The following is a 25,789-nucleotide window of genomic DNA, read 5'->3' on the forward strand; positions in this document are numbered from 1 at the left end:
GGACCCATGGACGCCACCGCCCTCCGCGCCCTGCAGGCGCCGATCAAGGATCGCTACAAGACCGATCCGGACGCCGCCGTGATCGTGCTGAAGGCGCGCGGGCGGATCGACGACCAGGCGATCGCCTGCAAGGTGGAGACCGGCCGGGCCCTCGCCACGGCCGGGCTGCATCCGGCCTCGGGCGGCTCAGGTCTCGAGCTCTGCTCGGGCGACATGCTGCTGGAGGCGCTCGTCGCCTGCGCCGGCGTCACGCTGAAGGCGGTCGCGACTGCGCTCGAGATCGGCCTCGACGATGCCGTGGTGAGCGCCGAGGGCGATCTCGACTTCCGCGGCACGCTGGGCGTCGACAAGGAAGCGCCGGTCGGCTTCCGCGCGATCCGCGTCACCTTCGAGGTGAAGACCGACGCGCCGGAGGAGAAGCTCGCAAGCCTCCTGAAGCTCACCGAGCGCTATTGCGTCGTGTACCAGACGATCAAGGGCGGCACGCCTGTCAGCGTCGATCTGAAGCGCGCCGCGTGAGCGGCGCCGCTCGCGGGGTTCCCGTTCCGGCCCTTGCCGGCGTCGGGCGCCCTGCCGCAGATGCTGATCGGCATCCACGACGCTCGTGACCTTCCCGTCGTCGCCTCGCAAAGGTTGAATCCATGGCCCAGGCCGGATTGATCGGGGCTGTCCTCTACGCAAAGGACATGCCCCGCCTCGCCGAATTCTACGCAGCCGTGACAGGCCTCCCGATCCAGGCCATCAACGACGGCCACGCCGCTCTCGGCTCCGGCGCGCACCAGCTCGCGATCGTCAAAATTCCGCAACGCATCGCAAGCTCGATCACCATCGAGACGCCGCCCGTGCGCCGCGAGGGGACGCCCATCAAGCTCGTCTTCTCGGTCGCGAACATCGCCGCCGCCAGAACCAGCGCGGCCGAACGCGGCGGCGCCGTCAATCCGGCGGAGCGCGAGTGGACGTTCGAAGGTGCGACCGTCTGCGACGGCCATGATCCCGAAGGCAATATGTTCCAGCTCAGATGTTCGCGCTGACGGGCGCAGCGGCGCCCGCGCCCGGCAGTGCCCGGGCAGGGCTCGCCTGCAAGCATGGCTGTTACCCGGCCGGGCGGGGCGCCAGCGTTTTCCACCAGGCCCGGTGCTGTGCCACCATGGCCGCCGCGCAGGGTGCGCCCCCGCTGCGGCGGCCGACTGCCACCTTGTCCCCGACAGTTCACCGGAGCCCGTCATGAACCACCGTCCGCTCGGCCGTTCAGGCCTCTCGATCGCGCCGATCATGTTCGGCGGCAATGTCTTCGGCTGGACCGCGGACGAGGCGACCTCGTTCGCCCTGCTCGATGCCTTCGTCGCCGCGGGCTTCAACGCGATCGACACGGCCGATGTCTATTCCGCTTGGGCGCCGGGGCATTCCGGCGGCGAGTCCGAAACCGTGCTCGGCAACTGGCTGAAGCGGCGCGGCAGGCGCGACGACGTCGTGATCGCCACCAAGGTCGGCATGTGGGCCCGCCATCCGGACCTGAAGGCCACCACCATCGCGGCGGCGGTGGAGGAATCGCTGACGCGGCTGAAGACCGACTACATCGACCTCTACCAGTCGCATCAGGACGACGAGAAGACGCCGCAAGAGGAGGTGCTGGAAGCCTATTCGCGCCTCATCAAGGCCGGCAAGGTCCGCGCCATCGGCGCCTCCAATTTCAGTGCTGCCCGGCTCGGCTCGGCCCTCGATCTGGCCGAGGCCAAGGACCTGCCGCGCTATGACAGCGTGCAGCCGGCCTATAACCTCTACAATCGCCGGGAGTTCGAAGGCGACCTCGCCACGGTCGCGATCGAACGCAGCGTCGGGGTCATCTCCTATTTCGGCCTCGCCGCCGGGTTCCTGACCGGCAAGTACCGGTCCGAGGCCGATCTCGCGCAGAGCCCGCGCGGCGCGCGCGTAAAGGCCTATCTCGACGAGCGCGGCTTCCGCATCCTGGCCGCGCTCGACGCGGTGTCCACAGAACTCGGCGCGACACCCGCCCAGGTTGCGCTTGCCTGGCTGATCGGCCGGCCCGGCGTCACCGCGCCGATCGTCAGCGCGACCAACCTCAACCAGCTCGCCGAAATCCTAAAAGCCGCCCGCCTCGTTCTGCCCGCGGAAGTTGTGGCAAAGCTCGACGCGGCGAGCGCCTGAGCCGCGGCAACCGATATCAACCGATTGCATTGCTGCCCTGCCGGGCCCGGCGCGCGTTGCCGAGCCCGGCAGGGCGCGCCATTCTGCGCTCCGGGGCGTAGAATTCCTGCTGAAAATACAAGATTTAAGACAGAGTTCGCCCCGAACCAGAACGGGGACAGATCATGGCAGTCGGAGAACAGGGCAAGAGCCGCAAGGCGGTGACCGCGGCGGTCGTCGGCAACGTGCTCGAATGGTACGATTTCGCCGTCTACGCCTATGTGGCGGCGATCATCGCCCGCAAATTCTTTCCAGCCCAGGACGAGGTGACGGCGCTCCTGTCGACCTTTCTCGCCTATGGGCTCGGCTTCCTGGCCAGGCCGCTCGGCGGCATCGTCATCGGCCGCATGGGCGATGTCAGCGGCCGCAAGAACGCGCTTCTGCTCACCATGTTCCTGATGGCCGCCGGCACGGTGATGATCGGCCTTCTGCCGACCTATGAGAGCATCGGCTTCCTCGCCCCGCTCCTGCTCGTCGTCGCCCGCCTGCTGCAGGGCTTCTCGGCCGGCGGCGAATGGGGCGGCTCCACGGCCTTCATCGTCGAATGGGCGCCGAAGGACCAGCGCGGCTATTACGGCAGCTTCCAGCAGACCAGCGTCGTCGCCGGGCTGCTGCTCGGCTCGGGCGTCGCAGCGCTGATGAACACCGTGCTCACCGCGCCGCAGATGGAGAGCTGGGGCTGGCGCATCCCGTTTCTGATCGGCGGCATTCTCGGCCCGATCGGGCTCTACATGCGCCGGACCATCGAGGAGACCCCGGCCTATCGCGCCGTCTCCGAGGGCACGCCGACGCCGCCGAGCCCGGATGCCGCGGTCAGCCCCTGGCTGCTCGCCGGCCGCGCCTTCGGCTTCACCATCGTCTGGACCGTCTGCTTCTACGTCCTGCTGAACTACATGCCGACCTGGACGCAGCGCTATATGAGCCTGACGCCCTCGCAGGCCCTGTGGGCGAACACGATCGGGCTGCTGGCGCTGATGGTGGCGATCCCGGTCATGGGGCGCCTGTCCGACCGGGTCGGCCGCAAGCCGCTGCTGATCGCCTGCTGCCTGTGCTTCATCGTCGTGCCCTATCCGGTGTTCAGCTATCTCCTGTCGGCCAATGTCTCGCTCGGCAGCCTGATCGCCGTACAGGTGCTGTTCGCCATCATGATCGCGATGTTCTCCGGCGCCGGGCCGGCCGCCATCGCCGAGATCTTTCCGACCCGCAACCGCTCGACCTGGATGACCACGGGCTATGCGCTGGCGGTGGCGATCTTCGGCGGCTTCGCGCCGTTCATCTCGGTCTGGCTGATCAGCACGCTCGGCTCGCCGATCGCCCACACCTACTATCTGGTGGCGGCGGCGGTCGTCTCCACGGTGGTGATCTGGCAGCTGCGCGAGACCGCCTTCGAGGACCTGCAATAGCGGGCCGGGACCGGCCGACATATCAACGGCCGGGAATGCCGACGCGCCGGGGCGTCGGCCTTAGGCCGCGCGCATACGCGCGGCCAGGACTTCGCCGATGACGACGGTGGTCAGGTGCGTGTTGGCCCGGCAGTCGGCGGGCATGATGGAGGCATCGGCAACCCTCAGCGCGCCGATGCCCTTGACCCGCCCGTCGGGATCGACGACCCCGCTGTCGTCGCCCGCAGCCGTCATGCGGCACGAGCCGGCCGCGTGCTGGATGTCGCCGGTCTCGCGGCGCAGCACGGCTTCGAGCTCGGCCTCGGGCAGCGCCGCGGCCTGCGGCATGGTCAGGTCGGTGTCGCCGAGCCGGATCGAGCGGGCAATGCCGGCGAGTTCCGGCTCCTCGACAAGAATGGCCAGCCGCCTCACCGCATCGACCATGCGCAACATGTCGCGCGGGTCGTCGAGCATGTTCTCCTCGACGACCGGATCGATCGCGGGATCCGTTGAAGCGAGCTGCACCGTACCGCGCGAAAAGGCGTTGAACAGGCCGGCGCCGATCGCCCCGGAGCGCGCCGGATCCTCGATGCCGCGATGGTTGAAGGCGATCAGGATCATGTCGCGCTTGCCGCCGCCGGCAAGGCCGGAACTGTAGGTGACGCAGCAATTGGTGTGGCGCGCGTCGGGATCGGTCGGCCGGTGCCATTCGTCGAGCTCGACGGTGGCACGGAACAGGGGATGGTCGAAGAAGTGCCGGCCGACCGGCATGTCGCGCTCGACTGCGATGCCGAGCGCCTTGAGCTCGGCTGCCGGACCCAGCCCGGAGCGCATCAGGATGGCCGGGCTGTGGATGGCGCCGGCGCAGAGCACCACCTCGCGCGCGGCGACCTCGGTCCAGCCCTGCCCGGCCAGATGCACCCTGACGCCGGTCGCCCGGCCGTTCGACAACAGCACCCGGTCGACCAGGGCATCGCCGCGAATCTCGAGATTGGGACGACCGCGCGCCGGCTCGATATAGGCCTCGTTGGTCGAGACGCGGCGAAGATCGCGGCTGTTGATCGGATAGCAGGCGACGCCTTCGCCGTCGGGGCCGTTGACGTCGTCGCACCAGTCGTAGCCGACGGAGAGCGCAGCATCCCTGAGGCCCCGGTCGATCGGCCCCCAGGTCTCCTGCGGCGCGCGATAGATCGGCAGCGGTCCGCCGCGGCCATGGCCCGGCTCGTCGCCGCGGACGGGATCGTCCTCGATGGTCGCGAAGAACGGCATGATCTCGCGCGCCGACCAGCCGGCGCAGCCGAGCGCCGCCCATTCGTCGAAGGCCTCGGCGACGCCGCGGATGGCGATCTGGCCGTTCATCATCGACGAGCCGCCGAGCCCCTTGCCGCGCCAGTAGAAGCGCTGCTCCTGGCCGACGATGCGGCGCGTGTTCAGGTCGGGCCACTGCCATTTTTCCTGGAACACACGCCGGTGGATGATCGGGATCGGGTTCGGCGTGGTGATCTCCCAGGGTGCCTCCGCGGCCCGCCAGTCACGGCCGGCCTCGAGCAGGAGAACGCGGCGGGCCGGATCCTCGGAAAGGCGCGCCGCGAGCACGGCTCCCGCCGAGCCGCCGCCGACAATGATCACGTCATGCATGGAGGGACTGTCCCGAGGTTCGTCTGAAAAGGCGTGCGGCGAGAATGGCCACGGCATGACGGCATCGGCCAGGGCCGGCCGCGCGGCAGTGCCATGCGCCCGCCGCGGGCGGCGTCAGCCGCGCAGGTGGCAGGCGACCCAGTGACCGTCGGCCGTCTCGCGCAAGGGCGGCGCGGATGCGCTGCAGCGCGGCAGTTCGCGGATCGGGCAGCGGGTGTGGAAATGGCAGCCGCTGGGCGGGTTGATCGGGTTCGGGACGTCGCCCTGCAGCATGATGCGCTTGCGCTTGACCTTCGGGTCGGGGATCGGCACGGCCGAAAGCAGCGCTTCCGTGTAGGGATGCAGCGGCGTCGTATAGAGATCGCGGGCGCGGGCGATCTCCACCACCCGGCCGAGATACATCACCGCCACGCGGGTGGAGATATGCTCGACGACGCTGAGGTCGTGGGCGATGAACAGATAGGTCAGGCTGAACTTCTCCTGGAGATCCTCCAGGAGGTTGATGACCTGCGCCTGCACCGACACGTCGAGGGCGGAGACCGGCTCGTCGCAGACGATGAGCTTGGGCTCGACGGCGAGGGCCCGGGCAATGCCGATGCGCTGGCGCTGGCCGCCGGAGAATTCATGCGGATAGCGGCTCATATGCTCGGCGCGCAGCCCGACCGTCTCCAGGAGCTCGACCACGCGGCCGTCGAGATCGGCCTTCGACTTGGCAAGGCCGTGGATGATCAGCGCCTCGGCGATGATCGCGCCCACCGTCATGCGCGGATTGAGCGAGGCATAGGGGTCCTGGAAGATGATCTGCATGTCGCGCCGGAGCGCGGTCAGCGCGTCATGGCCGAGCGCCGTGACGTTCTTGCCCTCGAACCAAACCTCGCCGGCCGTCGGCTCGATCAGCCTGAGGATGCAGCGCCCGGTGGTCGACTTGCCACAGCCGGATTCGCCGACGAGACCCAGCGTCTCGCCGGCCTTGATCTCGAAGCTGACGCCGTCGACGGCGTGGACGCGGCCGACCTCACGGGCCAGCAGACCGCCGGTGATCGCGTAGTTCTTGACGAGGTTGTTCACCTTGAGGAGAGGCTCGGTCATCTCAAGCTATCCGATCTCAGGCAATGTCTTCGGCGCGGATGCACGCCACCTTGTGGCCCGGCTCGATCTCGCGCAGTTCGGGCATGGCCTCGCTGCATCTGTCCACCGCGAACCGGCAGCGGGCGGCGAAGCGGCAGCCCGGCGGCGGCCGCAGGAGGTTCGGCACCGTTCCGCCGATCGCCTCGAGCCGCGGCTTGTTGACCGCCGCCGTGTCGATGCGCGGGATCGACCGGATCAGGCCCTGCGTATAGGGATGACGCGGATTGCCGAAGAGGTCGTCGACGGAGGCTTCCTCGACCACCCGCCCGGCATACATCACCACCACGCGCTCGCAGGTCTCGGCGACCACGCCCATGGCATGGGTGATCAGCATGATCGCCATGCCGAACCGCTCCTTCATGTCGGCGAGCAGTTCGAGGATCTGCGCCTGGATGGTGACGTCGAGCGCGGTCGTCGGCTCGTCGGCGATCAGGAGCTGCGGCCGGCACGACAGGGCCATGGCGATCATCACGCGCTGGCGCATGCCGCCGGAGAACTGGTGCGGATAGTTGTGGACGCGCTTTTCCGGATTGGGGATCTGGACGAGGCGCAACATTTCGATGCTGCGGTCGATCGCCTCGCGGCGGTTCAGCTTCTCGTGCAGCCGCAGCACCTCGGCGATCTGCTCGCCGACCGTGTAGACCGGGTTGAGCGAGGTCATCGGCTCCTGGAAGACGATGGCGATCTCCTTCGACCGCACCCGGTTCATCTCGGCCGAGGAGAGCGGCACGAGGTTGCGCCCCTGCCAGAGGATCTCGCCCTCGACGATGCGTCCCGGCGGCATGGCGATGAGCTTGAGCACCGACATGGCGGTGACCGTCTTGCCGCAGCCGGATTCGCCGACAATGCCGACGGTCTCGCCGCGCCGGATGGCGATGTCGACGCCATCCACCGCCCGCACCATGCCGTCCTCGGTGGCGAAGTGGGTCTTCAGGCCCCTGATGTCGAGCAGCGGCGCGGCCGCGCCGGCGCCTGGATTCATGTCCGCCATCACATCACCTTGCGGGGGTCGAGCGTGTCGCGCAGACCGTCGCCGATGAAATTGATCGCCAGCACGGTGAGGAAGATCGCGGCGCCCGGGAACAGCGCCCAGTGTGGCGCGTGATCGAGATAGTCCTTGGCGTCGAACAGGATGCGGCCCCAGGTGGGAATGTCGGGCGGAAAGCCGAGCCCCAGGAAGGACAGCGTCGATTCGGCGATGATCGCCGCCGCGACGTCGATCGTGCCGGCCACGATCACCGGCCCGAGCGCATTGGGCAGGATGTGCCTGACCACCTGGCGCCATTTCGAGGCGCCGAGGGCGCGCGCCGCCTCCACGAACTCCTTCTCGCGCAGCGACAGGAACTGGGCGCGCACCAGCCGGGCCACCGGCATCCAGCGCAGGCCGCCGATGACCACGACGATCAGGATGAAGATGCCGCCCTCGACGCCGAACGCGTCCTTCAGCGCATCGCGGAAGAGGTAGATGACGAGGAGCAGCAGCGGCAATTGCGGCAGCGACAGGAACAGGTCGGTGACCCACATCAGGGCGGCGTCGACGCTGCCGCGCGAAATGCCGGCGATCGCGCCGATGATGGTGCCGACGACGATCGCCACCATCATGGCGGCGAGCCCGACGGCGAGCGAGATGCGGCCGCCATAGAGCATGCGGGCGAGCAGGTCCTGGCCGAGATCGTCGGTGCCGAAGGGATGCTCGGCCGAGGGCCCGGCGAGGCGCGCGGTGAAATCGATCTCGTTGATCGGGACCGTCCAGATCCACGGACCGACGGCGATCGCCAGGATCATCACGAACAGGATGACGGCGCTGACGACGGCCAGCTTGTGGCGCCGGAAGCGGCGCCAGGCGTCGAGCGCCGGCGAGACGTGGCGGGGCGCCGAGACGGCGCCGATGCCGACGTCAGCGGAAGGAGATGCGTGGGTCGAGCCAGCCATAGAGGATATCGGCCACCAGGTTGAAGAAGACCACGAGACAGGAGAAGACGAAGGTCACTGCCATGATGACTGGCGTGTCGTTGGCGAGGATCGCATCGATCAGCAGCGAGCCGATGCCGGGCACGCGGAAGATCTGCTCGGTGACGATGGCGCCGCCGAAGATGGCGGGCATCTGCAGCGCCACCAGCGTCACCACCGGGATCATGGCGTTGCGCACCACGTGCTTGACGACGACGATGCGCTCGTCGAGCCCCTTGGCGCGCGCCGTCGTGACGTAGTCGAGCCGGATGACGTCGAGCACGGCGGAGCGGATGTAGCGGGTATAGGAGGCCGCCTGGAACAGGCCCAGCACGGCGATCGGCATGATCGCCTGGCGGATATGTTCCCAGTACCATTGCCAGCCGGTCGCCGCGATGTCCGAGCGATAGACGAAGGGCAGCCAGTCGAGCCTCACGCTGAACACCAGGATGAACAGCAGTCCGGTGAAGAAGGTCGGCAGCGAGAAGCCGATGAAGGCGAAGGTGTTGGCGATCTGGTCGAAGATCGAATAGGGCCGCGTCGCCGCGATCACGCCGATCGGCAGGGCGATCATCAGGGCGAGGATCTGCGACGTGCCGACCACGAAGAGCGTCGTCGGCAGGCGCTGCAGGATCAGCGTGTCGACATTGATGCGGCTGGCGAAGGAAAAGCCCCAGTCGCCCTGCGCCATGGCGAGCAGCCAGCGCAGGTAGCGCACCATGATCGGGTCGTCGAGGCCGAACTTGACGCGCAGCGCCTCCCGGACTTCGGGAGGCACGTTGGGATTGGTCGCGAGTTCACCGAAAGGGTCGCCCGGCGCGAGCGCCAGGACGGTGAAGAGCACGAGGCTGATACCGAGCAGGCTCGGTATCGCAATGAGGAGGCGCCGGAGGAGGTAATTGCCCATCAGCCGCCTCGCCAGTCGGAACGCTCCGCGCGGAGGCACGCCATGGTCATGCCTCGCGGAACCATTCCCCGATCAGCCAGAGCGAATTGTCCCAGCCGCTCACATTGGTCTTGAGCTTGTTGATGACGGCTGCGGCTTTCGGCCGGTTGACGACGCCCATGACATGGCCGTCGGCAATGACGAGATCGTTCATCGCGATGAACAGGGCGGCCCGCTTGACCGGGTCGAGCTCGGCCTCGCCCTGTCGGTAGAGCTTGTCATAGTCCGCGTTGCGCCAGCGCACGATGTTGCGGCCCTGCCACTTGTTCTCCTTGGTCGCCGCCTCCCACGAGCAGTACTGGTTCATGAAGCGGCCGGCATCCGGCTGCGTCATGGTCGTGGTGAACATCTGAATGTCGCAATAGAACTTGGTGTAGGTGTCGGGGTTGGCGACGTCGGAGGAGAAGAACACCGAGCCGACAACGGATTTCAGCTCGAGATCGATGCCGGCACGCTGGCAGGCCTGCTTGATGATCGCCTGGGTCTTCTGGCGCGGCGCGTTGATCGAGGTCTGGAAGACGAATTTCAGCCGCTTGCCGTCCTTGGCGCGGATGCCGTCCGAGCCCTTCCGCCAGCCGGCGCCTTCCAGCAGGGCGGCGGCCTTCTCGATGTTGAAGTCCCAGGTCGTCTTGGCCGAGCGGAACTGCTTCGGATTGGTCAGGAAGTTCGGCGTGGCGATGCCGGTCCGGCCATAGATGAACTTCTGGATCGAGGTGCGGTCGATCAGCATGCCGATCGCCTGGCGCACCGCCTTGTCGGTGAAGATCGGGTGCGGCACCTTCAGGCTCGCCCGCTCGCCGTCGACCTCGGTCCAGGGATCGCAGGTCTGCAGCTGGATGAACTCGATGTCGCCACCCTCGGTGATGGTGGTCTTGCCCTTGCCGCCGTTCTCCATGCGCAGCAGGACTTCGTCCTCGACCTGGGTGTTCCAGGCATAGTCGAACTCGCCGGTCTGCAGCACCGCGCGCGCCGCCGAGACGGCATCGCCGCCGCCCTTCAGCTCGACCGTGTCGAAATAGGGCCGGTTCGGCATGTGGTAGTCGGGATTGCGCTCGCCGCGGACGATGTCGCCCGGCTTGAACTCGACGAAGCGATAGGGGCCGGTGCCGACCGGCTTCAGGTTGGTCGGCGCATCGCGCGACTTCGACCCGATATAGTCCTCGAACAGGTGCTTCGGAATGATCATGCCGAGAGCGGCGACGAAGGCATCGCCCCAGAACGGCGTCGGCTTCTTGAACTTCACCACCACCGTGTGGTCGTCGACCTTCTCGGTGACGATGTCGACATAGCTGCCCGAGGTGACCGCCGCGGTCTCCGGTGTCGAGGCATATTTCCAGGTGAAGACGACGTCGTCGGCGGTGAACGGCTTGCCGTCATGCCATTTGACGCCCTGCTTCAGCTTCCAGGTGACCGACATGCCGTCGGCGGCGAGCCCGCCATTCTCGCGGCTCGGCACCTCGGCGGCGAGGATCGCCACCATGTTGCCTTCCGGGTCCCAGCCGGCCAGCGGCTCGTAGAACAGGCGCGAGCCTTCCTGGTCCTTGGTGCCGACGGCGAAATGCGGGTTGAGCAGGGTCGGCGCCTGCCAGAACAGGAGCCGGAGCGGCCCGCCGCCGCCTGCCTTGGTCGGCGCATAGGCGCTGCTCGCCGTCTGGGCCATGGCGACGCCGTGGTGGGCCAGCATCATGGTCGCCATCGGCGCGGTCAGGCCCAGCGACACCATGCGCTGGACGAAACCGCGCCGCGACAAGGCCCCATCCTTGACCTGGTCGATCAGGCCACGCAGTTCCCGTTCCTTCATCGAAATGCCCCTCTTCCTGCCTCTGGCAAGTGTGCTGCTTGGCGCAGCTTGATCTCTGCCGGCACGGTCCTCTGATCACGGCTCCCGGCCGCGCCATCCGGACGGCCGCGGAGGAAGTGCGCCCACCCGCCATGCTGCAACGCAGCAAGCAAGGCCCGGGCCACTTCCGCCGGGGGGCGAGGTTAGCGCGCCCATCGCAAAGTGTGATCCGGTATTTGGCGGATGGAAAAAACGCTTGCCCGCCCTGCCGGCTTTGGCGGCACAGGCCGCCGCAACGACGCGCGAGGCGCCGTCCCGCCTGGATTTTCGGCAGACCGCCGGCTTCGTCATCATGAACGGCGGACGCCATGCTATGAGCGGCCCGACACAGATGGGCGCAGATGCGATGGCGAACAACCGGTTCCCGGTCTGGCGACTGATTCAAAGCGAGCTCGAGGCCGAGATCAGATCGGGCCTGATCGGGCCGGGCGACCAATTGCCGTCCGAGAGCGAGCTGGCCGAGCGGTTCGGCGTCAACCGCCACACGGTGCGCACCGCGCTCGCCAACCTCGCCATTGCCGGGCTCGCGCGCGCCCGGCGCGGCCGCGGCGTGTTCGTCGAGGACAGGCCGCCGGAATACCGCATCAGCCGGGAGTCGCGCTGGAGCGAGATCGAGCGCGAGATGAACGCGACGCCGTCGGGCCGGCTCGTCGGCGTCTCGGAGCGCCCCGCTTCCGCGGCGGTCGCCGACATGCTCGCCATCGGGCTCGGCGCGCCGGTCCTGCTGGTCGAGACGGTGCGCGGCTCGACGCCGGCCCTCCTGATCTACAGCTACCACGTCTTCGACCGCGCCCGCTTCGCCGGCATCGACCAGGCGGTCGCGCGCACCGGCAGCTATACCGAGGCGCTCGCCGCATTCGGCGTCGAGCGGTTCTACCGCGCCTCGACCTGGATCGACTGCCGCATGCCGCGGCCGCGCGAAGCGGAGGCCCTGTCGATCCCGCTCGACGCTCCGGTCCTCGTCATGATGTATGTCGACCGCGACGCCGGGGACCGGCCGATCCTCTACGGCAATGCCGTCATTCCGAACGGCAGCATGGTGGTGCGCGTCGACACGCTCTGACCCGCCCTCCACGGCCGCCCACGAACGGCCGGTTCCGTCACACGCCCGTTAACTTGTCTGGCTATTGCAGACAAGTGAGGCATCAAGCCTCGCGGCAAGAACGGACGGGCTCGCATGGCCGGCATTTCCATCCAGGGCATCACGAAGCGCTTCAAGGACGCCCAGGTCCTGCGCGACGTATCGCTCGAGATCGCCAGCGGCGAATTCCTGTCGCTGGTCGGCCCCTCGGGCTGCGGCAAGACCACGCTGCTGCGCATCCTGGCGGGCCTGGAGACGCAGGATGCGGGCGACGTCCACATCGGCGGCGTCATGGTCGACGACCTGCCGCCCAAGGCGCGCGACATCGCCATGGTGTTCCAGTCCTATGCGCTCTACCCCTATATGACGGTGGCGGAGAACATCGCCCTGCCGCTGACCATGCGGCGCCTGTCGGCGGTCGAGCGCCTGCCGCTCGTCGGCCGCCTCGTGTCCGGCACCGGCGCCCGGCGCGCCGCGATCGCTGCCGACGTGCGGCAGGTCGCCGAAAGCCTTGCCATCAGCCATCTCATGGACCGGCGGCCGGCGCAGCTTTCCGGCGGCCAGCGCCAGCGCGTCGCGCTCGCCCGCGCCATGGTGCGCCGGCCCAAGGCCTTCCTGATGGACGAGCCGCTGTCCAATCTCGACGCCAAGATGCGCGTCCAGGCGCGCGCCGAGATTGCCGAGCTGCACCGTGCTCTCGGCAGCACCTTCGTCTATGTCACCCACGACCAGGCCGAAGCGATGACCATGTCGAGCCGGGTCGCCGTGATGATGGGCGGCGAGCTGCTGCAGGTCGCACCGCCCCAGGCGATCTACGACGATCCCGCCGATCTCAGGGTCGCTACCTTCATCGGCACGCCGGAGATCAACGTCTTCGCCGCGGCCGCGCGCGGCGACGGCACGCTGGACGTGGCCGGCCGGGCCTGGCCCGTCGGCTTCGCGGCGCCCGCCGGCACCCCGGTGACCGTTGCCGTGCGCCCGGAAGCCTTCGTCCTGATGCCGGAACCGCGCGCCGATCTCGGCGCGGTGGCCGGCACCATCCGCCATCTCGAATATCTCGGCGCCGAAACCATGGTGCACCTCGCGGTGCCGCATGTGGCAAAGCCCGTCATCGCGCGCGTCGAGCCGCTCACCGGCGCCGGTCTCGCGATCGGCGCCCCGGCCACCTTCCGTGTCCATGCCTCGCGCGTGCTGCTGTTCGGGGCCGACGGCAAGCGCCTCAAGTCCAGCCGGGCCGCGCCGCCGGCCGCGCGTGCCCTGCCCGCCGAGCTCAGCCATGTCTGAGGCAAGCCTCGCCCTGCCGGCCCTCACAGCCGAAGCCGGCCGACCGCGCTCCAAGCCGCGCGCCGGCGCCCGCGCCGAACGCCTCGCCGCCTGGGTCCTCGCGGGCCCGGCCATCGGCCTCATGTGGATCATGCTGCTGGGACCGGCCGCCGCCGCGCTCGCCCTGTCGTTCACCGACTGGACCTTCGGCATGCCGGCGATCGGCTGGAACGGCCTCGGCAACTACCAGGAGATGGCGGCCGATCCGGTGTTCTGGAAGACGCTGAAGAACACCCTCGTCTATGTCGCCTTCGTGGTGCCCCTGTCGGTGTTCATCGGCCTCGGCGCGGCATTGCTGATCGAGGCCGGCACCTCGCTGCGCGGTTTCTACCGCGCCGCCTTCTTCCTGCCGGTCACCTCTACCCTGCTCGCCATGGCGCTGGTGTTCCAGTTCGCCTTCCATCCGAGCCTCGGCGCGGTCAACCGCGTGCTCGGCTTCCTCGGCGTGCCGACGACCGACTGGCTGAAGAACCCGGACACCGCGATCTTCGCCCTGGGCGTCATCGGCATCTGGCAGGCGGTGGGCCTTGCCATGGTGCTGTTCGTCGCCGGCCTGAAGGCCGTGCCCCGAGAACTCTACGAGGCGGCCGCCGTCGACGGCGCCGACAGCGCCTTCGAGCGCTTCCGGCGCGTGACCTGGCCGATGCTCGGGCCCGCCAGCGTCTTCGTCGTCACAATCACCGCGATCCGCGCCTTCCAGGTGTTCGACACCGTCTCGGTGCTCACCGACGGCGGCCCGAACAAGGCGACCAGCGTGCTCCTGTTCCAAATCTACCAGGAAGGCTTCTCCTTCCTGCGCTCGGCCTATGCGGCGGCGCTCACCGTCGTGTTCCTCGGCTTCGTCCTGGCGATCACGGTCGTCCAGGTGAAGCTGCAGGAGCGCAACACCCACTACGTCTGACGGGGCTTCCGATGCGCACCAAGACCCAGCCCGCCGACAGCATCGCCTTCGCGCTGGCCAGGCACGTCGTGCTCGGACTCGGCGCCGTGCTGATGCTGGCCCCCTTCGTGCTGATGGTCTCGGTCAGCCTGAAGCCGCCCGGCGAGATCTTCTCGCCCGACTTCACGCTGCTGCCGAAGGTCTGGCACGCGGTCGAAAACTATTCGGCTGCCTTCAGCCGCCAGCCGCTCGCCCGCTTCATCCTGAACGGCTTCATCGTCACCGGCGCGATCTTCTTCTTCCAGCTGATCGTCGCGCTGCCGGCCGCCTATGCGCTCGCCAAGCTGCGCTGGCAGGGCCGCGAGACCGTGTTCCTGATGGTGCTGCTCGGCCTGCTCATTCCGCACCAGGTGACCGCGATCCCGCTCTACATCCTGTTCTGGAAGTTCGGGCTGATCGACACCTATGCCGCGATCATCCTGCCCTCGACCATCTCGGTCTTCGGCATCTTCCTGATGCGGCAGTTCTTCCTGACCGTGCCCGACGACCTGATCAATGCCGCGCGCCTCGACGGCCTCGGCGAGTTCGCCATCGTCTGGCGCATCATGATGCCGACCGCGGTGCCGGCGGTGATCTCGTTCGGCGTGCTCTCGCTGGTGTGGAACTGGAACGAGTTCTTCTGGCCACTGATCGTCATCCAGTCCGAGCACCTGGCCACGCCGCCGCTTGGCGTCGTGTTCTTCAACAATGCCGAGGCCGGCACGAACTACGGCCCCCTGATGGCGGCGGCGACCGCCATCACCGCGCCGCTCGTCATCGCCTTCCTCGCCGCCCAGCGCTGGTTCATCGACGGCGTCACCATGACCGCCGTCAAGTGAGTGCCTCACCCCGTTTTCCCCGACAGGATACCCCTCCCATGGCCTTCACCCGCCGCCGCCTCGTCACATCCACGGCCGCGCTTGCCGGCACGCTCGCCCTGCCCGGCTATCTCCGGGCGCAGAGCCAGACGGTCGAGCTGACCTGCCAGTATTCGACGCCGGTCCTGTTCAAGGACCTGATGGAGCGCCTCGTCCGCGACTTCCAGGCGGCCCATCCGGCAATCAAGATCACCCTGCGCGCACCGGAGACCGACTACGAGGCGATCCTGCAGCGCAATCTGCGCGACGTCGTGACCAACAACCTGCCCGACATCGCCTTCCACGGGCTGAACCGGCAGCGCACGCTGGAGGAACGCGGCGTTCCCGTCGACCTGAAGCCGTTCATGGCGGCCGATCCCGAGACGGCCTCGCTCGGCTTCTCGCCGACCCTGCTCTCGCTCGGCCAGGTGGGTGCCAAGCAGACCGGCATCGGCTTCGCCCTGTCGACGCCGATCCTCTATTACAATACCGAGCTGGTGAAGGCCGCCGGCGGCGATCCCGACAAGCTGCCGAGCTCCTGGCCGGAACTGATCGCGCTGGCCGGCGCCATCGCGGCCCCCGCGCAGAACCGCACCGGCCTGTTCTTCGACTGGACGATCACCGGCAACTGGTCGTGGCAGGCGCTGGTGCTCTCCCACGGCGGCACCATGCTCAGCGCCGACGAATCGAAGGTCGCCTTCACCGAGGCGCCGGGCCGGCAGGCGATCGGCGTGCTGCGCGACATGGTCGATCGCGGCCGCATGCCGGACATTCAGGCCGCCACCGCCTTCCAGGACTTCTTCTCGGGGCGCCTCGGCATCTCGATGCAGTCGACGGCGCAGCTTGCCCGCTACAACCGCGAGATCGGCGGCCGGTTCAAGCTCGTCTGCGGCCGCTTCCCGCTGTCCGCCGCCACCCCCCGCCTGCCTGCCGGCGGCAATGTCGCGATGATGTTCGCCAAGGACCGCGCGCGCCAGGAGGCGGCCTGGAAGTTCATCAAGTTCGCCACCGGACCGATCGGCGCGACCGCCATGGTCAATTCAACCGGCTACATGCCGGCGACCACCGTTCCGGCCGAGCGCGAGGACCTCCTCGGCAAGTTCTACCGCGACAATCCGAACCATCTCGTCGCCATCCGCCAGCAGGACGTGATCACCGGCTGGTACGCCTTCCCCGGCCAGAACGCCCTGCGCATCACCGACGTGATCAACGACCACCTGCAGACGGTGGTGAACAAGTCGCGTGAACCGGAAGCCGCGCTGACCTCCATGGCGAATGCCGTGCAGGGCCTCCTGCCGCGCCGCACCGGCTGATCGGTCCGCCGACTGGATCGTGCCCTCCTATCCCCAACCCGGCTGTGCCATGTCCCGTCCCATCCGCCTCTGCCTCGTCACCGACATCCACCACGGCAAGCCCTCCTTCACCAAGGCGGGGCCCGCCGCGCTCGGCCTGATGGAGGAGTTCCGCCGCTTCGTCGCCGAAACGAGACCCGATGCGGTGCTCGATCTCGGCGACCGCATCTCGGACGAGGCGCGCGACAGCGATCTCGTCCTCGAACAGGAGATCGCCGAGGCCTTCGCGCCGATCGCCTGTCCGCGCTTCCACATCGACGGCAACCACGATCGCGACCACCTCGACGTCGCGGACAACGACCGGATTCTCGGCCGCACCGCCCATCACGAGACCGTCGATCTCGGCGACTGGCGGCTGGTGCTGTGGCGGGCCGATGCGAGGCTGCACCGGCCGGACGGCTTCGCGCTGGTGGAAGCCGACCTGATCTGGCTCGCGCGCATCGTGCGCGCCGCCGACCGGCCGCTGGTCATCGTCAGCCATGTTCCGGTATCCGGCCATGCGCAGGTCGGTAACTATTGGTTCGAGAACAATCCGCTCTATGCGACCTATCCGTCCGCCGACCGGATCCGCGCCGTGCTGCGCCAGGCGCGCGTGCCGGTCATCTGGTTCTCCGGCCATGTCCACTGGAACACGCTGACCATGGTCGACGGCATCGCCCACATCACGCTGCAGTCGCTGACCGAAACCTTCACGACCCATGGCGAGCCGGCCGGCGCCTTCGCCCTGCTCGAACTGTCCGACCGCGTGCTGTGGCGGGTGCACGGCCGCGATCCCTTCGAATGGTCGGCCGAGCGCGCCGACCTCGCCCGACGCTGGATGACACCGCTGCCCGCCTTCAGCACCCTGTTCGGCAGCCGCATGAGACAGGCCGCCGAATAGTCCGCGGCGGGCGAGCCGCCGCTGGGGATTGTCACGGCGCTGTCGTCGATCCGAGACGGGCCTGACACGCAGCGGCGGTTTGATGCCCGCCATTCCTGATCCGGTGCGCAATGCGTGCCGGAATCGCCTTTGGAGCCTTCCCGATGAGCTTTCTCGCCGACGCCCTGCGTGCCGGCGCGACGGCGCTTGCCCTCGTGGCCGCGCCGCTCGCCGCCTTCGCGCAGCAGCAGGACACCCGCCCGACCATCACGGTCGCAGTCCAGCAGATCTCCAATTCCAACGCGCTCGACGTGCTGCAGGAACAGTCCAATGTCGGCGCCCGGGTGTTCTATTCGATCTTCGAGCCGTTGATCGACAATGAGCGCCAGACCCCCGAGCTCAAGCCGAAGCCGGGTCTTGCCACCGCCTGGCGGCGGATCGACGACCGCACGCTGGAAGTGACCCTGCGCCAGGGTGTCAAGTTCCACGACGGCTCGGAGATGACCTCCGACGACGTCGTCTTCACCTATTCGCCCGATCGTACCGGCGCCGGCGTGCAGCGGCCGAGCGCCACCACGGGCAGCGATGCCAACGCGACCCAGGGCAAGCTGCCGCCGCCCGCGGTGACCGGCTATTTCGCCCGCCTCTTCCCCAATCTCGAACGGGTCGAGGCGGTCGACCGCTACACCGTCCGCTTCATCAACAGGATCCCCGACGTGACGCTGGAAGGCCGGCTTGCCCGCAACGGCGCCGAGATCCTGCCGCGCGCCGCCTTCGCCGCCGCCGCCGACTGGACGGCATGGGTGCGCAAGCCGGTCGGGACCGGGCCCTATCGGGTCGTCGAGTTCCGCGCCGACAACATGCTGGTGCTGGAAGCCCATGACGACTACTGGGGCGGCCGCCCGCCGATCAAGACGCTGCGCTTCGTCGTCGTGCCCGAGCTTGCGGCGCGGGTGAACGGGCTCCTGTCCGGACAGTACGACTTCATCACCGACATCCCGCCGGACCAGGTGGCGACGATCACCGCCAACAACCGCTACGAAGTGACCGGCGGACCGGTGACCAACCATCGCCTCCTGGTGTTCGACAAGAACCATCCGCGGCTCGCCGATGCGCGCATCCGCCGGGCGCTGACCCATGCCATCGACCGCAAGCTGATCGCCGACACCCTGTTCGACGGCCGGGTGAAGATCCCCGCCGGCCTGCAGTGGGAGTTCTACGGCCCGATGTTCCTGTCCAACTGGACCACGCCGGCCTACGATCCAGAGCTCGCGCGCCGCCTTCTGCGCGAAGCCGGCTACAATGGCGAGCCGATCCCGTTCCGGGTGCTCAACAACTACTACAACAACCAGGTGCCGACCTCGCAGATCCTGGTCGAGATGTGGCGCCAGGTGGGGCTCAACGTCCAGATCGAGATGAAGGAGAACTGGGCGCAGATCATGGAGCGCACGCCGACCCGCGCGATGCGCGACTGGTCGAACTCGGCGCCGTTCAACGATCCGGTCTCATCGCTCGTCAACCAGCACTGCCCCGGCGGCTTCCAGCAGGCCTCGGGCGAATATGCGAACGAGGAATTCAACCGGCTCTGCAAGGTGCTCGAAGAGGCGACCGATCCGGAGATCCGCCGCTCCGCCTTCGCCCGCATGCTCGAGATCGCCGAGCGCGAGGACCCGGCCTATACCGTCCTGCACCAGACGACGCTGCTCTACGGCAAGCGCCGCGACATCGAATGGACCTGGTCGGGCCTGCAGTCGATGGACTTCCGCGCCGGCAATTTCCGCATCCGCCGCTGATCATCTCATGAGCCGGCTCACTGTTTGCCGTCTCAGCCCTTCGCACATCTGTCACAGGCCGGGCGCATCATGGCGCCCGGCTCTTCGGCCACGCCAGCCCGAGACGCACGACCATGAGCTCACCGACCCGCCGCGACTTCACGATCGGCCTCGCCGCCGCCGGCACGCTGGCCGCATCCGGCCTTCCTGCCGAGGCACAGGGGGCGCGCCGCCTGGTGGTCGGCATCCAGGTCACGCCGCGCTCGCTGGAGCCCTTGCGCGAATTCTCCAACGTCGCCTGGCGCATCGGCTACAACATCTTCGAGAGCCTGCTCGGCATCGACTACAAGAACGGCCTCGCGGTGGTGCCGGCGCTCGCCGAGAGCCACCGGCGCATCTCGCCGACCGTCATCGAGTTCACGCTGAAGGACGGCGTGCGCTTCCATGACGGCGAGGTGATGACCGCCGAGGACGTCGTCTTCTCGTTCGGACCGGAGCGCATGACCGGCGACAAGGCGCCGGGCCGCGCGGTCGCCAGCGTCTTCGTCGGAACGGTCGCCAGGGTCGAGGCCGTCGACCGGCGCACGGTGCGTTTCGCCACCCGCACCACCGATCCGCTGATCGAGCAGCGGCTCGCCGGCTGGGGCGCCCAGATCGTCTCGCGCAAGGCCTTCCTCGCGGCTCCCAGCTTCGAGGCCTGGGAGCGCAATCCCGTCGGCACCGGGCCGTTCCGCGTCAAGGACTTCCGCATCGACGAGCGCTGCATCCTGGAAGCCCATCGCGACTATCACGGCGGCCGGCCGCCGGTCGACGAGATCCAGTTCCGCGCCCTGCCGGAACTCGCCGCGCGCATGAATGCGCTCGCCGCCGGCGAGGCCGACATCGTCACCGAGGTCTCGCTCGACCAGGCTGCGAATATCGACACCATGGCAGGCCGGCATCTCGTCGGCGGCCCGATCCTCAACCTGCGCGCCCTGGTGTTCGACAAGCAGCATCCGCAGCTTGCCGATCCGCGCATGCGCCGCGCGCTGTCGCTCGCCATCGACCGCAAGGCGATCGTCGACGGCCTCTATGGTGGCCGCACCGTCGCGCGCGCGACCCAGATGCATCCGGCCTTCGGCGCGCTCCATGACGCCACGCGGCCTGGCTCGGCCTTCGATCCCGCGCTGGCCCGCAAGCTTCTCGCCGAGGCCGGCTACAAGGGCGAGCCGATCCCCTACCGCACCCATGCGAGCTACTACACCCAGCAGGTCCAGACGGCCCAGGTGCTGGTCGAGATGTGGCGCGAAGCCGGCATCACGGTCGACCTGCAGGTACGCGAGAACTGGCAGCAGATCTACGACACCTCGTCGCCGCGCGGCATCCGCGACTGGTCCAACTCGATCCTGTTCCAGGATCCGGTCGGCACGCTGGTGCGGCTCTACGGCCCGGCCGGCTCGGTCCAGACGGTGACGCGCGAATGGACGAGCACGGCCTTCAACGAAGCGGCCACGGTGCTGGAGACGAGCCTCGACGTCGCCGAGCGTCGCCGCGCCTACAATCGCCTCCTCGACATCTACGAGGTCGAGGACCCGCCTGGCTGCACCCTGCACGACCTCGTCATGTTCTACGGCAAGAAGCGGTCGGTGAACTGGACGCCCTATCCGGTCGAAAGCATGGATTTTGGACCGGGCAACCTGTCGCTCGGAGCCTGATCCCATGACCGAGATCCTGGTATCCCTGGAAGGCCTGACGGTCGATTTCGACCAGGGCGCCGGCCATGTCCGCGCGCTCCACGGCGTCGACCTCGCCATCCGCCGCGGCGAAGCGGTGGGGCTCGTCGGCGAATCCGGCTGCGGCAAGTCGATCACCTGGCTCGCCGCCCTGCGCCTGATCGGCTCGCGCGCCCGGCTCGGCGGCCGCGCCGTCATCGGCGGCGAGGACCTGCTCGCCCTGCCCGAGGCAGCGCTGGCGCGGATCCGCGGCAAGCGCATCGCGATGATCTTCCAGGATCCGGCCTCCTCGCTCAATCCGGTGCACCGGATCGGAGCGCAGATCGCCGAGTCCCTCGGGCTGCACCGCGGCCTGCACGGCGCCGCCGCGCGCATCGAGGCCAAGCGCCTGCTCGACAGGGTGCGCATCCCGGCGGCCGCCGCCCGGCTCGACGCCTATCCACACGAGCTCTCCGGCGGCATGAACCAGCGCGTGATGATCGCCATGGCGCTGGCGGGCGAACCCGATCTCTTGATCGCGGACGAGCCGACCACGGCGCTCGATGCGACGATCCAGGCGCAGATCCTCGACCTCATCGACGAGATCCGGCGCGAGAGCGGCATGGCCCTGGTGCTGATCTCGCACGATCTCGGCGTCGTCGCCGACCTGTGCGACCGGGTGGTCGTGATGTATGCCGGCCGGATCGTCGAGGAGGCGCCGGTCGAGGCCCTGTTCGACGCGCCGCGCCATCCCTATACGCGCGGCCTGCTCGCGGCCCTGCCCGATCTCGACGGGCCGCTGCGCCGGCTCACCGCGATTCCCGGGACGGTGCCGGCACCCGGACGGCTGCCGCGCGGCTGCGCCTTCGCACCGCGTTGCGCCCATGCCGAGGCCGCCTGCCGCGGCGCGGTGCCGATGCTCGCCGGCGCGGCCGGCCACCGCACCGCCTGCCTGGTCGAGATCGCGGAACCGGCGCCTGCCGCGCCCGCGCGCGAACGGACGCTGATTCCGGCATGACCCGGCTCCTCGACGTCGAAAATCTCTCGCGCAGCTTCGAGGTCCGCCTCGGCGGCGGCCTGATGCGCCGCAGCGCGACGCTGAAGGCCGTCGACGGCGTGTCGTTCGGCCTCGACGCCGGCCGCACGCTGGGCATTGTCGGTGAATCCGGCTGCGGCAAGTCGACCACCGCCAAGCTGGTGCTCGGCATGATTCCGGCAAGCGGCGGCCGGATCTCCTTTGCCGGCGAACCGGTCACCGCAAGGCACGATGCAGGCTGGCGCGCGCAGCGGGCCAAGATGCAGATGATCTACCAGGATCCGCTCGCCGCCCTCGACCGTCGCCTGACGCTGGCCCAGCAGATCGCGGAGCCGATGATCATTCACGGCCTCGCCGCGACCAGGGCGGAACGGCAGGACAGGGTCGGCGCGCTGATGGCCGCCGTCGGCCTCCGGCCGGACATGGCGACGCGCTATCCGCACGAGATCTCGGGTGGCCAGCGCCAACGCGCGGTGATCGCCAGGGCCCTGGCCCTGGAGCCGAAGCTGATCGTCTGCGACGAGCCGGTCTCCGCGCTCGACGTGTCGATCGCCGCCCAGGTGGTCAACCTGTTCCAGGACCTGCAGGAGCGGCTCGGCGTCGGCTACCTGTTCATCTCGCACGACCTGAAGGTGGTGCGGCAGGTCAGTCACGAGGTGGCCGTGATGTATCTCGGCCGGATCGTCGAGCGCGGCGCCCCCGATGCGCTGTTCCACCGGCCGGCCCATCCCTATACGCGCGCGCTCGTCGCCGCCGTGCCGAGCGTCCATCGCCGCCGGCAGCGCGAACGGATCATCCTCGCCGGCGACCCGCCGAGCCCGGTCGACGTGCCGCGCGGCTGCGCCTTCCACCCGCGCTGCCCGCTGGCGACCGGCGCCTGCCGCGAGGTGACGCCCATCCTCAAGCCAGGCGACGACGGCCGGCTGGTCGCCTGCCATGCCGTGCACGACGACCTGAAGGCGGCAGCCTGACATGACGCGCTTTCTCCTGACCCGCCTCCTGCGCGCCGCGCTGACGCTCGTCTTCGTCGTCACCGCCGCCTTCGTCATCCTCCGGCTGTCGGGCGATCCGGCGCTGACCATCCTGACACCCGACGCGCCTCCGGAGGCGCTCGAAGCCTTCCGCAAGTCCTGGGGCCTCGACCAGCCGCTCTGGGTGCAATATCTCGAATATTTCCGGGCCATCTTCGAAGGCAATCTCGGCCGCTCCATGCGCGACGGCCGACAGGCGGTGGAGATCGTCGCCGAACGCGTGCCGCTGACGCTGGCGCTGACCATTCCCGCCTTCCTCCTGAAGCTCGCGATCGGCATTCCCGCCGGCATCCACGCCGCGCTCCACCGCAACAGCTGGATCGACCGCACCATCATGACGCTGTCGGTGATCGGCTTCACCGTGCCGAGCTTCGTGCTCGGCCTGATGCTGGCGCTGATCTTCGCGGTCAAGCTCGGCTGGCTGCCCTCGGGCGGCTCGGAAACCTGGCGCCACGCCATCCTGCCGGTCGCGACGCTGAGCCTGGTCGGCGCCGCGGTGATCGCCCGCTTCACCCGCTCGGCCATGCTGGAAGTGCTGGGCCAGCCCTATATCCGCACCGCCAGCGCCAAGGGCGTCACCTGGCGCGACGTGATCAATCACCACGCTCTGCCGAACGCCGCCATCCCGACCATCACCATCGTCGGCTTCCTGGTCGGCTCGCTGGTGGCCGGCGCGGTGGTGGTCGAGAGCGTCTTCTCCTGGCCCGGCGTCGGGCGGCTCCTGATCACCTCGGTCGCCAACCGCGACCTCGCCGTCGTCCAGTGCATCCTGCTGCTGGTCGGCGTCACCATGGTCTCGGCCAATCTCATCGTCGACATCGCCTATGGCTGGGTCGACCCGCGGCTGCGCACCGGCACCGCGCGCCAGGGAGGCCACTGATGGACGCGCGCACCTCCGACAGCGCCGCCACCCTCGCCGAGCCGCCGATGGACGGCGCGGTGGTGACGCCCAAGGGCCGGCTCGCCCATGTCCTCGAGCGCTTCCCGCCCGTCGTCATGCTCGCGCTGTTCTGGCTCGTCCTGATGCTGGCCGTCGCGCTCGCCGCCGACCTGATCCAGCCCTACGACTTCAAGGCGCTGGACCTGCGCGGCCGGCTCAATCCGCCGGTCTTCATGACCGGCGGCTCCTGGCGGCACCTGCTCGGCTCGGACGAGCTCGGCCGCGACGTGCTCTCACGCCTCATCGTCTCGATCCGGCTGTCGCTGTCGCTCGCCTTCATGGCGACGCTCATCTCGGCGACGCTCGGCGTCAGCCTCGGCTTCCTCGCCGCCTATTTCCGCGGCCGGGTCGAGCAGCTCGTGCTGATGATCATCGACGCCCAGGCCTCGATGCCATTCATGATCATCGCGCTCGCCGTGCTCGCCTTCTTCGGCAATTCGCTGGTGCTGTTCACCCTGCTGATGGGCTTCCACGGCTGGGAGCGCATCGCGCGCATCGCCCGAGGCCTGGCGATCGCCGCCAACGAGCACGGCTACGCCACCGCCGTGCGCGATCTCGGCGCCTCGCCCTGGCGCATCTACGGCCGGCACATCCTGCCGAACATCGCCTCGACGCTGATCGTCTCGATGACGCTCACCTTCCCGGAAGTGATCCTGCTCGAATCCGGCCTGTCCTTCCTCGGGCTCGGCGTGCAGCCGCCGCTGACCTCGCTCGGCAACATGGTCGGCTACGGCCGCGAATACATCCAGACCGCGCCCTGGATCCTGATCGCCCCCTGCGTCGTCATCGTGCTGACGACGCTGTCGGTGTCGATCCTCGGCGACTGGCTGCGCGACCGGCTCGACCCGACGCTGAAATGACCGTCCCTCCCGCCCTCCGAACCCGCCCCTTGCACAAGGACACCAAGCCATGACGGACAAGACCCTCGGCGTCGGCCTGTCGATCGACGTGAAGGACCCGAACTTCCGCGACATCGGCAGCCAGATCGACGAAGCGCGCCATCTCGGCGCCAATTTCGTCGAGCTGCCGCTGCACAAGCTCGACATCGTGGTCGGCGGCCGGATCCTCAAGGACCGGCTCGCGGACCTGAAGGAACGGATCACCAATCACGGCGTCGCCTATACGCTGCACGGCCATCTCGGCATCAACCTGATGGAGGACTCGCACCTGATCGGCCTGCACAGGGACGTGCTGAAGGCCAATCTGGAGATCGCCCAGGCGCTCGGCGCGGTGCACCTCGTGATCCATTCGGGCTTCTGCCGGCCGCAGCAGGCAAGTTCGGTCGAACATGCCTACGACCGCCAGCGCGAGATCCTGGCGAGCCTCGGCGGCGAGGCAGAGGCGGCCGATGTCGTCATCTGCGTCGAGAACATCTTCACCTACGACTTCGCCCGCCATACGGCGCTGCCCTCGCGCCTTGCCGCGGAGCTCAGGCTGGTCGACCACCCGTTCATCCAGGCGACCTTCGATTTCAGCCACGGCTACCAGCATTGCGCGCAGGTCGGCGCCGATTTCGTGACCGAGGCCAAGGCGCTGACGCCGTTCTCCAAGCACCTGCACCTGCACGACAGCTTCGGCCGGCCGAAGGATTTCTGGACCTATTCGCTCACCGAGGACCTCGCCTTCGGTGCCGGCGACCTGCACCTGCCGATGGGCTGGGGCTCGATCCCCTGGGACCGGATCGCCGCCGAATGCGCCTTCCCGGACGGCGTCGTCGGCGATGTCGAGCTGCAGTACCGCTACTGGTCGGAAGCCCGCGCCACCGTCGAGGCCGCCCGCGCCTTCTGCGCGCGGCTTGGCGGCGCGCCGCTGGCGGTCGCGGCGGAATAGGCCGGACAT

The 25,789-nt window shown here is 68.6% G+C and carries 23 protein-coding genes; 17 read left to right on the forward strand and 6 right to left on the reverse strand.

All coding sequences use genetic code 11. From position 1 onward, the window contains the following. Positions 1-6: 6 nt before the first annotated feature. The 4 genes from OZ671_RS02540 to OZ671_RS02555 all read left to right on the forward strand — a co-directional run bounded on the left by OZ671_RS02540 (position 7) and on the right by OZ671_RS02555 (position 3,608). Entirely contained in the window at positions 7-519 is a 513-nt protein-coding gene (locus tag OZ671_RS02540) for an OsmC family protein (RefSeq protein WP_038304196.1), read from the forward strand. 122 nt (positions 520-641) lie between these two features. Next, a complete protein-coding gene (locus OZ671_RS02545) occupies positions 642-1,031 on the forward strand; it encodes a VOC family protein (protein ID WP_268859256.1) in 390 nt (129 codons plus the stop codon). Positions 1,032-1,224: 193 nt separating this feature from the next. Then, complete coding sequence (locus OZ671_RS02550; RefSeq protein WP_268859257.1) at positions 1,225-2,166, forward strand: aldo/keto reductase; 942 nt, start codon at positions 1,225-1,227, stop codon at positions 2,164-2,166. A 164-nt stretch (positions 2,167-2,330) separates the two neighbouring features. Further along, entirely contained in the window at positions 2,331-3,608 is a 1,278-nt protein-coding gene (locus OZ671_RS02555) for an MFS transporter (protein ID WP_268859258.1), read from the forward strand. 60 nt (positions 3,609-3,668) lie between these two features. Here OZ671_RS02555 and OZ671_RS02560 read toward each other — a convergent pair whose 3' ends face one another. The 6 genes from OZ671_RS02560 to OZ671_RS02585 form a co-directional block, all read right to left on the reverse strand. Continuing rightward, complete coding sequence (locus tag OZ671_RS02560; protein ID WP_268859259.1) at positions 3,669-5,225, reverse strand: GMC family oxidoreductase; 1,557 nt, start codon at positions 5,223-5,225, stop codon at positions 3,669-3,671. 114 nt (positions 5,226-5,339) lie between these two features. Continuing rightward, the gene (locus OZ671_RS02565) at positions 5,340-6,314 is read right to left on the reverse strand and encodes an ABC transporter ATP-binding protein (protein WP_268859260.1); all 975 of its coding nucleotides are present in this window, start codon (positions 6,312-6,314) and stop codon (positions 5,340-5,342) included. A gap of 16 nt (positions 6,315-6,330) precedes the next feature. Then, on the reverse strand, positions 6,331-7,335 hold the full coding sequence (locus tag OZ671_RS02570) for an ABC transporter ATP-binding protein (RefSeq protein ID WP_268859261.1): 1,005 nt from the start codon (positions 7,333-7,335) through the stop codon (positions 6,331-6,333). An 8-nt stretch (positions 7,336-7,343) separates the two neighbouring features. Continuing rightward, positions 7,344-8,285: an ABC transporter permease gene (locus OZ671_RS02575; RefSeq protein WP_268859262.1), complete on the reverse strand. Its 942-nt coding sequence runs from the start codon at positions 8,283-8,285 to the stop codon at positions 7,344-7,346. Continuing rightward, positions 8,251-9,210, reverse strand: a complete 960-nt coding sequence (locus OZ671_RS02580; RefSeq protein WP_268859263.1) for an ABC transporter permease — start codon at positions 9,208-9,210, stop codon at positions 8,251-8,253. Before OZ671_RS02580 ends, OZ671_RS02575 begins: the two co-directional genes overlap by 35 nt. 46 nt (positions 9,211-9,256) lie before the next feature. Continuing rightward, a complete protein-coding gene (locus OZ671_RS02585) occupies positions 9,257-11,050 on the reverse strand; it encodes a peptide ABC transporter substrate-binding protein (RefSeq protein ID WP_268859264.1) in 1,794 nt (597 codons plus the stop codon). Between the two features lie 352 nt (positions 11,051-11,402). On the opposite strand from OZ671_RS02585, the gene phnF reads away from it, so the two are divergent. The 13 genes from phnF to OZ671_RS02650 all read left to right on the forward strand — a co-directional run bounded on the left by phnF (position 11,403) and on the right by OZ671_RS02650 (position 25,780). Then, positions 11,403-12,152 carry a phosphonate metabolism transcriptional regulator PhnF gene (phnF, locus tag OZ671_RS02590; RefSeq protein WP_268859265.1) on the forward strand — a complete coding sequence of 250 codons (750 nt, stop codon included), beginning with the start codon at positions 11,403-11,405 and terminating at the stop codon, positions 12,150-12,152. A gap of 114 nt (positions 12,153-12,266) precedes the next feature. Continuing rightward, entirely contained in the window at positions 12,267-13,454 is a 1,188-nt protein-coding gene (locus OZ671_RS02595) for an ABC transporter ATP-binding protein (RefSeq protein ID WP_268859266.1), read from the forward strand. Further along, positions 13,447-14,394, forward strand: coding sequence for a carbohydrate ABC transporter permease (locus OZ671_RS02600; protein WP_268859267.1), 948 nt, complete (start codon positions 13,447-13,449; stop codon positions 14,392-14,394). Before OZ671_RS02595 ends, OZ671_RS02600 begins: the two co-directional genes overlap by 8 nt. A gap of 11 nt (positions 14,395-14,405) precedes the next feature. After that, positions 14,406-15,251, forward strand: coding sequence for a carbohydrate ABC transporter permease (locus tag OZ671_RS02605; protein WP_268859268.1), 846 nt, complete (start codon positions 14,406-14,408; stop codon positions 15,249-15,251). Positions 15,252-15,289: 38 nt separating this feature from the next. Continuing rightward, entirely contained in the window at positions 15,290-16,582 is a 1,293-nt protein-coding gene (locus OZ671_RS02610) for an ABC transporter substrate-binding protein (protein ID WP_268859269.1), read from the forward strand. A 49-nt stretch (positions 16,583-16,631) separates the two neighbouring features. Then, a complete protein-coding gene (locus OZ671_RS02615; protein ID WP_268859270.1) occupies positions 16,632-17,501 on the forward strand; it encodes a metallophosphoesterase family protein in 870 nt (289 codons plus the stop codon). Positions 17,502-17,644: 143 nt separating this feature from the next. After that, entirely contained in the window at positions 17,645-19,273 is a 1,629-nt protein-coding gene (locus OZ671_RS02620) for an ABC transporter substrate-binding protein (protein WP_268859271.1), read from the forward strand. A 113-nt stretch (positions 19,274-19,386) separates the two neighbouring features. Next, on the forward strand, positions 19,387-20,946 hold the full coding sequence (locus OZ671_RS02625) for an ABC transporter substrate-binding protein (RefSeq protein ID WP_268859272.1): 1,560 nt from the start codon (positions 19,387-19,389) through the stop codon (positions 20,944-20,946). Between the two features lie 4 nt (positions 20,947-20,950). Next, positions 20,951-21,961 (forward strand): ABC transporter ATP-binding protein, encoded by a 1,011-nt coding sequence (locus OZ671_RS02630; RefSeq protein ID WP_268859273.1) that lies wholly within the window; start codon positions 20,951-20,953, stop codon positions 21,959-21,961. Then, a complete protein-coding gene (locus tag OZ671_RS02635) occupies positions 21,958-22,950 on the forward strand; it encodes an ABC transporter ATP-binding protein (protein ID WP_268859274.1) in 993 nt (330 codons plus the stop codon). The genes OZ671_RS02630 and OZ671_RS02635 overlap by 4 nt, the downstream gene beginning before the upstream one ends. 1 nt (position 22,951) lies before the next feature. Then, on the forward strand, positions 22,952-23,890 hold the full coding sequence (locus OZ671_RS02640; protein ID WP_268859275.1) for an ABC transporter permease: 939 nt from the start codon (positions 22,952-22,954) through the stop codon (positions 23,888-23,890). Between the two features lie 47 nt (positions 23,891-23,937). Next, the gene (locus OZ671_RS02645) at positions 23,938-24,810 is read left to right on the forward strand and encodes an ABC transporter permease (RefSeq protein ID WP_442957050.1); all 873 of its coding nucleotides are present in this window, start codon (positions 23,938-23,940) and stop codon (positions 24,808-24,810) included. Positions 24,811-24,859: 49 nt separating this feature from the next. Next, positions 24,860-25,780, forward strand: coding sequence for a sugar phosphate isomerase/epimerase family protein (locus OZ671_RS02650; protein WP_268859276.1), 921 nt, complete (start codon positions 24,860-24,862; stop codon positions 25,778-25,780). The last annotated feature ends 9 nt before the right edge of the window (positions 25,781-25,789 follow it).

It is taken from the genome of Phreatobacter sp. AB_2022a (assembly GCF_026847585.1).
Taxonomy (GTDB): domain Bacteria; phylum Pseudomonadota; class Alphaproteobacteria; order Rhizobiales; family Phreatobacteraceae; genus Phreatobacter.

What these genes read in the sequence shown, in the direction of transcription:
- OZ671_RS02540 (WP_038304196.1), top strand. Translation starts at nt 7, where the DNA reads ATGGACGCCACCGCCCTCCGCGCCCTGCAGGCGCCGATCAAGGATCGC.
- OZ671_RS02545 (WP_268859256.1), top strand. Translation starts at nt 642, where the DNA reads ATGGCCCAGGCCGGATTGATCGGGGCTGTCCTCTACGCAAAGGACATG.
- OZ671_RS02550 (WP_268859257.1), top strand. Translation starts at nt 1,225, where the DNA reads ATGAACCACCGTCCGCTCGGCCGTTCAGGCCTCTCGATCGCGCCGATC.
- OZ671_RS02555 (WP_268859258.1), top strand. Translation starts at nt 2,331, where the DNA reads ATGGCAGTCGGAGAACAGGGCAAGAGCCGCAAGGCGGTGACCGCGGCG.
- OZ671_RS02560 (WP_268859259.1), bottom strand. Translation starts at nt 5,225, where the DNA reads ATGCATGACGTGATCATTGTCGGCGGCGGCTCGGCGGGAGCCGTGCTC.
- OZ671_RS02565 (WP_268859260.1), bottom strand. Translation starts at nt 6,314, where the DNA reads ATGACCGAGCCTCTCCTCAAGGTGAACAACCTCGTCAAGAACTACGCG.
- OZ671_RS02570 (WP_268859261.1), bottom strand. Translation starts at nt 7,335, where the DNA reads ATGAATCCAGGCGCCGGCGCGGCCGCGCCGCTGCTCGACATCAGGGGC.
- OZ671_RS02575 (WP_268859262.1), bottom strand. Translation starts at nt 8,285, where the DNA reads ATGGCTGGCTCGACCCACGCATCTCCTTCCGCTGACGTCGGCATCGGC.
- OZ671_RS02580 (WP_268859263.1), bottom strand. Translation starts at nt 9,210, where the DNA reads ATGGGCAATTACCTCCTCCGGCGCCTCCTCATTGCGATACCGAGCCTG.
- OZ671_RS02585 (WP_268859264.1), bottom strand. Translation starts at nt 11,050, where the DNA reads ATGAAGGAACGGGAACTGCGTGGCCTGATCGACCAGGTCAAGGATGGG.
- phnF (WP_268859265.1), top strand. Translation starts at nt 11,403, where the DNA reads ATGAGCGGCCCGACACAGATGGGCGCAGATGCGATGGCGAACAACCGG.
- OZ671_RS02595 (WP_268859266.1), top strand. Translation starts at nt 12,267, where the DNA reads ATGGCCGGCATTTCCATCCAGGGCATCACGAAGCGCTTCAAGGACGCC.
- OZ671_RS02600 (WP_268859267.1), top strand. Translation starts at nt 13,447, where the DNA reads ATGTCTGAGGCAAGCCTCGCCCTGCCGGCCCTCACAGCCGAAGCCGGC.
- OZ671_RS02605 (WP_268859268.1), top strand. Translation starts at nt 14,406, where the DNA reads ATGCGCACCAAGACCCAGCCCGCCGACAGCATCGCCTTCGCGCTGGCC.
- OZ671_RS02610 (WP_268859269.1), top strand. Translation starts at nt 15,290, where the DNA reads ATGGCCTTCACCCGCCGCCGCCTCGTCACATCCACGGCCGCGCTTGCC.
- OZ671_RS02615 (WP_268859270.1), top strand. Translation starts at nt 16,632, where the DNA reads ATGTCCCGTCCCATCCGCCTCTGCCTCGTCACCGACATCCACCACGGC.
- OZ671_RS02620 (WP_268859271.1), top strand. Translation starts at nt 17,645, where the DNA reads ATGAGCTTTCTCGCCGACGCCCTGCGTGCCGGCGCGACGGCGCTTGCC.
- OZ671_RS02625 (WP_268859272.1), top strand. Translation starts at nt 19,387, where the DNA reads ATGAGCTCACCGACCCGCCGCGACTTCACGATCGGCCTCGCCGCCGCC.
- OZ671_RS02630 (WP_268859273.1), top strand. Translation starts at nt 20,951, where the DNA reads ATGACCGAGATCCTGGTATCCCTGGAAGGCCTGACGGTCGATTTCGAC.
- OZ671_RS02635 (WP_268859274.1), top strand. Translation starts at nt 21,958, where the DNA reads ATGACCCGGCTCCTCGACGTCGAAAATCTCTCGCGCAGCTTCGAGGTC.
- OZ671_RS02640 (WP_268859275.1), top strand. Translation starts at nt 22,952, where the DNA reads ATGACGCGCTTTCTCCTGACCCGCCTCCTGCGCGCCGCGCTGACGCTC.
- OZ671_RS02645 (WP_442957050.1), top strand. Translation starts at nt 23,938, where the DNA reads ATGGACGGCGCGGTGGTGACGCCCAAGGGCCGGCTCGCCCATGTCCTC.
- OZ671_RS02650 (WP_268859276.1), top strand. Translation starts at nt 24,860, where the DNA reads ATGACGGACAAGACCCTCGGCGTCGGCCTGTCGATCGACGTGAAGGAC.